Genomic DNA, 6,462 nt, shown 5'->3' on the forward strand with positions numbered 1-6,462 from the left:
CCCGCCAGCAGCAGGGGGCGGCGCGCCGCGGCGAGGGCCGCGGCGACCTGCCGCACGACGCCGTCGGCGAACTCCCCGCGCGGGACGAGCGGTACCGGCGGGCGCGGGGCCAGGGTCTCCGGCACGGGGCCGACCTCGAGCGTCGCCACGTCGTAGGGGATCGCCAGCACGGTCGGCACCCGGTAGGTGAGGGCGTGCTCGACGGCGATGACGGTGGTCGCGGCCGCGTCCGCGCGGCCCACGGTGTAGGTGCGGGCGCCGACGGCGGAGGCCATCGCGATCTGGTCGACGCCCCACGGGCGCGGGCCGGACGTCGGCTCGTCCCCGACGACGAGCACGAGCGGGACGTGCGCCTGGACGGCCTCGGCGAGTGCGGTGAGGGTGTTCGTGAACCCGGCCCCGTACGTCGTCGTCGCCGCGGCGAGCCGGCCGGACGCGCGGTGGAAGGTGTCGGCGGCGACGACGGCGCCCGCCTCGTGGCGCACCGCGGTGAACCGGGCGCCGGTCTGGCGCTCCAGGGCGTCCAGGACGTACGCGTTGCCGTTGCCCATGACCCCGAAGACGTGGTCGACGTGGGCGGCGAGCGTGACGGCGACGTGGGCTGAGACCGTCGGCATGGCGCTGGGCCTCCAGGGCGGTGTGGGCACGGCGTCGTTGCCGGTGCGAGAGTCATCGTATACGATCTGTCCACCTCGACACCGGCGTCAGGGGGAGCGGTCGCATGCAGTTCCACCACCACGGGTACGTCTCCGGCGACCCCCGCGTCCAGCCCGCGGCGGGCATCGGCCTCGACCGGCCGGCGGAGCTCCCCGACGAGGTGGACGTCCTCGTGGTGGGGGCGGGACCCGCCGGGATGATCGCCGCCGCGCAGCTCTCGCAGTTCCCCGAGATCCACACGCGCATCGTCGACCGGCGCGACGGCCGGCTCGCGATCGGGCAGGCCGACGGCATCCAGGCGCGCAGCGTCGAGACGTTCCAGGCCTTCGGGTTCGCCGGGCGGATCGCCGAGGAGGCGTACCGCATCACCGAGATGTGCTTCTGGCACCCGGACCCGGCGGCCCCGTCCCGGATCGTCCGCGGCGAGCGCCCGCCGGACGACCCGGCGGGCATCAGCGAGTTCCCGCACCTCATCGTCAACCAGGCCCGCGTGCTCGACTACTTCGCGGAGTTCATGGCGCACTCACCGAGCCGCAGGGCCCCCGACTACGGCTACGAGCTGCGCGGCCTGGAGCGCACCGACGACGGCGACCACCCCGTCACCGTGACCCTCGTCCGCACCGCGGGGGAGCGCGCCGGGGAGGAGAAGGTGGTCCGGGCGAGGTACGTCCTCGGGGCCGACGGCGCCCGCAGCCGCGTGCGCGAGGCGATGGGCTGCACCATGGCGGGCACCTCCGCGATGCACGCGTGGGGCGTCATGGACGTGCTCGCCGTGACCGACTTCCCGGACATCCGCCTCAAGTGCGCCATCTCCGCCGAGCACGGCAACATCCTGCTCATCCCGCGCGAGGGCGGGCACCTCTTCCGCATGTACGTGGACCTCGGCGAGGTCACGCCGGAGGACCACCACGCGATCCGCGCCACGACGATCGACCAGATCGTCGCGCGGGCCGACGCGATCCTGCACCCGTACACGCTCGACGTGAAGGACGTGGCCTGGCACAGCGTCTACGAGGTCGGGCACCGGCTCACGGACCGGTTCGACGACGTCCTCCCCGACGAGGTCGGCACGCGCTCGCCGCGCGTCTTCATCGCCGGCGACGCGTGCCACACCCACAGCGCCAAGGCCGGCCAGGGCATGAACGTGTCCATGCAGGACGGCTTCAACCTCGCCTGGAAGCTCGGGTACGTCCTGTCCGGCCGCAGCCCGGAGAGCCTGCTCGCCACGTACTCCGCCGAGCGCCAGGTGGTCGCGCAGGCGCTCATCGACTTCGACAAGCAGTGGTCGACCCTCATGGCGGGCAGGCCCGGGGAGGTCGACCCGGCCGAGGTCGCCGCGTTCTACGTGCGCACCACCGAGTTCCTCTTCGGCTTCATGACGCAGTACGCGCCGTCGATGGTCGTCGCCGAGCCGACCCACCAGGCGCTCGCGGCCGGCTTCCCGGTCGGCAAGCGGTTCCGGTCCGTGCCGGTGGTGCGGGTCGCCGACGCCAACCCCCTGCACCTGGGCCACCAGCACCGCGCCGACGGCCGCTGGCGCGTCTACGCGTTCGCCGACGACGGCGCCCCGGCACCGGGCTCGGCGCTGGTGCGGTGGGCCGAGTGGATGGCGGAGGGCGACGACTCCCCGGTGCGGGCGCACACGCCCTCCGGTGAGGCCATGGATGCCCTCCTGGACGTCAAGGCCGTCCTCCAGCAGGGGCACGCGGACGTCGAGCTCACCGACGTCCCGGCGCTGTTCCAGCCGCGGACCGGGCCGTTCGACCTCGTCGACTACGAGAAGGTCTTCGCCGCGGACCCGGCCGAGGACGCGTTCGACGCGCGCGGCGTCGACCGGGGCGGGTGCGTCGTCGTCGTCCGGCCCGACCAGTACGTCGCGGGGGTGTTCCCGCTCGACGCGACGGCGGAGCTGGCCGCCTTCTTCCGGCAGCACCTGCTGGTGCGCGGCTGACGGGTCCGCGCCGGCGGCCGCGGCCCGTCACCCACGTGGCCCATGCGGTTCCGCGCCGCCCGATCGCCCGGGACAATGGCTGCACGACCGGGTAGGAGGCCACATGGAGCTGGGCCTGTACCTCGCGGCCGCCGTCGTCGGCGGTCTCCTCGCGACCGCCGTCCGGCTGCCCCCGCTGGTCGGCTACCTCGTCGCGGGGTTCGCCCTGGGCGCCCTGGGTGCGCCGGAGCCCGCCGGGCTGGAGCAGATCGCCGAGGTCGGCGTGGTCCTGCTCCTGTTCGCCATCGGCCTGAAGTTCGACGCGCGCACGCTGCTGCGGCGGGAGATCTGGCTGACCACGAGCGTCCACCTGGTCCTCTCGACGGCCGTCGGTCTGGGGTTCCTCGGCCTGCTCGCGGTGGTCGGCCCGGCGCTGGTCTCCGGCGCCTCCGTGGGGGCCCTCGCCCTGGTCGGGTTCGCGCTGTCCTTCTCCTCCACCGTCTTCGTCGTCAAGGTCCTCGAGGACCGCTCGGACACGACCTCCCTCTACGGCCGGATCGCCGTCGGCCTGCTCGTCCTCCAGGACGTCGTCGCGGTCGTCTTCATGGCCCTCGCGGGCGGCGAGGTGCCGAGCCCGTGGGCGTTCGCGCTGCTCCTGCTCATCCCCGCCGCCTGGCCGCTGCACCGCATCTGGGACCACATCGGCCACGGCGAGCTCCAGGCGCTGTTCGGCGTGACGGTCGCCGTCGCCGTCGGCTGGGGCCTGTTCGAGGCGGTGGGTGTGCACGGCGAGCTGGGCGCGCTGGTGATGGGTGTGCTCCTGGCCAAGCACCCCAGTGCGTCGGAGCTGTCCCGGTCGCTCATGACCTTCAAGGACCTCATGCTCGTGGCGTTCTTCCTGCAGATCGGGCTGCACGGTCGCCCCGCGCCCGAGGACTTCCTCATGGCGTTCCTGCTGCTCGCCGTGCTGCCGTTCCAGGTCGCGTTCTACGCCGTCCTGCTGTGGGCGATGCGGCTGCGCCGGCGGACCGCGTTCCTCACCGGCCTGGTGCTGGCGAACTTCTCCGAGTTCGGCATCATCGTCGCGGCCGTGGGCGCCTCCGCCGGGATGCTCGACGAGCGTTGGGTCGTCGTCGTCTCGCTCGCCGTCGCCTTCAGCTTCGCCGTCTCGGCGCTCATCAACCGGCGCGGCGTCGAGCTCGCGACCCGCATGGTCCGGCTCCTGCCGCACCACAGCACCCTGCAGCTGCACCCGGACGACCGGCTCGTCGACGTCGGCCACTCCGACGCGCTCGTCCTGGGGCTCGGGCGGATCGGCGCCGCCACGTACACGCAGCTGCGCGACGGGTACGGGCTGTCCGTCGTCGGCGTGGAGCACGACCAGACCCGGGTGGCCGAGCTCGGCGAGCAGGGCTTCGAGGTGCTCCGTGCCGACGCCACCGACGTCGAGTTCTGGGCCCGCGTGCAGCGCGCCGGCCAGGTGCAGGTCGTCGTGCTCGCCATGCCCTTCCACAACGCCAACCTCATCGCGCTGGCGCGGCTGCGCGTGGCCGGGTTCTCCGGCAAGGTCGCCGCCGTGGCCCGCTACGACGACGACGTCGCCGAGCTGCGCCGGCACGGTGCCGACGCCGTCTTCCACCTCTACGGCTCGGCCGGCACCGCGCTCGCGGACCACGGGACCTCCCGCACCTCCAGGAAGGCGAGCGGCTCGCGGCCCTGGCGCTGCGCCGCCGCGGTGAGGACGTCGCTCAGCGGGTCGACGACGGCGTAGGTGCCGCCGGCCTCGTCGACGCCCTCGGCGTAGCGGGCCCACGACGCCACGACCAGCGCCCCGATCCCCACGGGGCCGCCGCGCGCCAGCTGGTCGCGGACGACGGGCAGCAGGAACGTGGGGATCCGGTCCGACGTGTCGGTGGCGATGCGCTCCAGGGTGTCCGCCACGGCGGGGTTGCCGAAGCGGGTCAGGAGGGTCGTGAGGTAGTCGTCGAGGTCGACGCCCGGGACCGGGTCCAGCGTCGGCACGGCCTCCTCGCGCCAGTACCGCTCCAGCAGCGCGGCGACCTCCGGGTCGCGAGCCGCTTCGTGGACGTACCGGTGGCCGAGGAGGTGCCCGAGGTAGGCGAGGGTCTGGTGGCCCGCGTTGAGCAGCCGCAGCTTCATGAGCTCGTACGGCCGCACGTCCCGCACGAGCTGGACGCCGGCGTGCTCCAGCGGCGGCCGGCCGCCGGTGAAGTGGTCCTCCAGCACCCACTGCTCGAACGGCTCGCACACCACGGGCCACGCGTCGTGGACGCCGGTCCGGGCGGCCAGGTCACGGCGGTCGTCGTCGGTCGTGGCCGGCGTGATGCGGTCCACCATCGAGCTCGGGAAGGCGACGTGGGCCTCGACCCAGGCCCCCAGGGCCGCCTCCCGGAGCCGCGCGTAGCCGGTGAACGCCCGCCGGGCGACCTCGCCGTTGCCCTGGATGTTGTCGCAGGACAGGACCGTGAAGGGCACGAGCCCGCGCTCGCGGCGCCGCGCCAGCGCCTCGGTCACGATGCCGAAGACCGACGACGGCGCCGCGCCGCTGGCCAGCTCCTCCCGCAGGACCGCCGACGGGGCGAACTCCCGGGACACGGGGTCGATCGCGTACCCGCCCTCGGTGATGGTCAGCGAGACCACCCGCGTCACCGGGTCCGCCATCCGCTCGACGACGCCCTCGACGTCCTCCGGCGCCCACAGGTAGTCCACGAGGGGCCCGACGACGCGGTCCTCGACGTGACCGTCCGGGTGCTTCTCCACGAGCGTGTAGAGGTGGTCCTGGGAGCGCAGCGCGTCCCGCATCCGCACGTCCCCGGGCAGCAGGCCGACACCGCAGATCGCCCAGTCCTGCGCGTGGCCGGCGGCCAGCAGACGGTCGACGTACATCGCCTGGTGGGCGCGGTGGAAGCCGCCGACGCCGACGTGCACGAAGCCGGCGCGCAGGCTCGTCCGGTCGTACTCCGGCACCGGCAGGATCGGGCGCAGGCCGGGGAGGGCGGCGTCGGCGAGGTGCGTCACAGGGACTCCTGGTGGTCGTCGGTCCGCCCAGCAGACCACCGATGCGCCCGCCGTGCCGGACGGCCGTCGCGCGGTGAGGTGGCCGTGCCGGTGAGTCGGCCGGTGGTCTGCCGGTGAGCGTGCCGGTGGCCGTGCGGGTGAGCGTGTCGGTGAGCGGCGTAGCGTGCGGAGCCTGCCCCAGTCGTCAGACCGCATCGCGAGGGAGCGAGCCATGACCGACCCCGCCTGGGAGCCGCCGCTGGCCGGCACCGACGTCGAGCACCTCGTCGGCACGCTGGAGCGTCTGCGGGCCACGTTCCGCTGGAAGGCCGACGGGCTGGACGTCGAGCAGCTGCGTGCCTGCCCCGTGCCGACCTCGGCGTTGAGCGTCGGGGGGCTGCTCAAGCACCTGGCCGTGTGCGAGGACGACGTGTTCTGCTGGCGGATGTCGGGCCGTCCGCCCGTCACCTGGCTGTCCGTCACCGAGGACGAGGTCACGCGCTGGCAGTTCACCGTCGGCCCCGAGGAGACTGCAGAGCAGGTCTACGCGCTCTGGGAGGCCGCCGTCGGCCGCTCCCGGGTGCGGCTGCGCGAGCTGGTCGCCGACGGCGGTCTCGACCAGCCCGGCCACCTCGAGTACGCCGACGCCCGCCCCAGCGTGCGCCGCCACCTGCACGACCTCATCGAGGAGTACGGCCGTCACACCGGGCACATGGACCTGCTGCGCGAGGCGATCGACGGTCGCGTCGGGGAGGATCCGCCGCGCGACTGGCCGATGCTGCCGCCGGACGGAGCGACCGGGACGTAGGCCCCCGGCGGCTCGGGGATCGATCCCGTCTCAGCCCTGATCCACCGGT

4 protein-coding genes and 1 pseudogene are annotated in these 6,462 nt (G+C 74.0%); 3 read left to right on the forward strand and 2 right to left on the reverse strand.

Going from position 1 to position 6,462, the window contains the following annotated elements:
- On the reverse strand, nt 1–617 hold a 617-nt coding region (locus tag N866_RS15380; RefSeq protein WP_034227966.1), incomplete at its 3' end, for a thiamine pyrophosphate-binding protein.
- Nucleotides 618–721: 104 nt separating this feature from the next.
- Between N866_RS15380 and N866_RS15385 the strand changes: the two genes are divergently transcribed.
- A complete protein-coding gene (locus tag N866_RS15385) occupies nt 722–2,608 on the forward strand; it encodes an FAD-binding monooxygenase (protein WP_034227967.1) in 1,887 nt (628 codons plus the stop codon).
- A gap of 103 nt (nt 2,609–2,711) precedes the next feature.
- Nucleotides 2,712–4,214 (forward strand): annotated as a pseudogene (locus tag N866_RS15390) (cation:proton antiporter domain-containing protein); the annotation flags it as partial.
- Nucleotides 4,215–4,228: 14 nt separating this feature from the next.
- On the opposite strand, the gene N866_RS22170 reads toward N866_RS15390, so the two are convergent.
- Nucleotides 4,229–5,626 carry a mannitol dehydrogenase family protein gene (locus N866_RS22170; RefSeq protein WP_052023130.1) on the reverse strand — a complete coding sequence of 466 codons (1,398 nt, stop codon included), beginning with the start codon at nt 5,624–5,626 and terminating at the stop codon, nt 4,229–4,231.
- A gap of 211 nt (nt 5,627–5,837) precedes the next feature.
- Here N866_RS22170 and N866_RS15400 point away from each other — a divergent pair, with 211 nt between their 5' ends.
- Nucleotides 5,838–6,413, forward strand: coding sequence for a mycothiol transferase (locus tag N866_RS15400; protein WP_034227969.1), 576 nt, complete (start codon nt 5,838–5,840; stop codon nt 6,411–6,413).
- The last annotated feature ends 49 nt before the right edge of the window (nt 6,414–6,462 follow it).

The organism is Actinotalea ferrariae CF5-4, from assembly GCF_000603945.1.
Lineage (GTDB): Bacteria > Actinomycetota > Actinomycetes > Actinomycetales > Cellulomonadaceae > Actinotalea > Actinotalea ferrariae.

What these genes read in the sequence shown, in the direction of transcription:
- N866_RS15385 (WP_034227967.1), top strand. Translation starts at nt 722, where the DNA reads ATGCAGTTCCACCACCACGGGTACGTCTCCGGCGACCCCCGCGTCCAG.
- N866_RS15400 (WP_034227969.1), top strand. Translation starts at nt 5,838, where the DNA reads ATGACCGACCCCGCCTGGGAGCCGCCGCTGGCCGGCACCGACGTCGAG.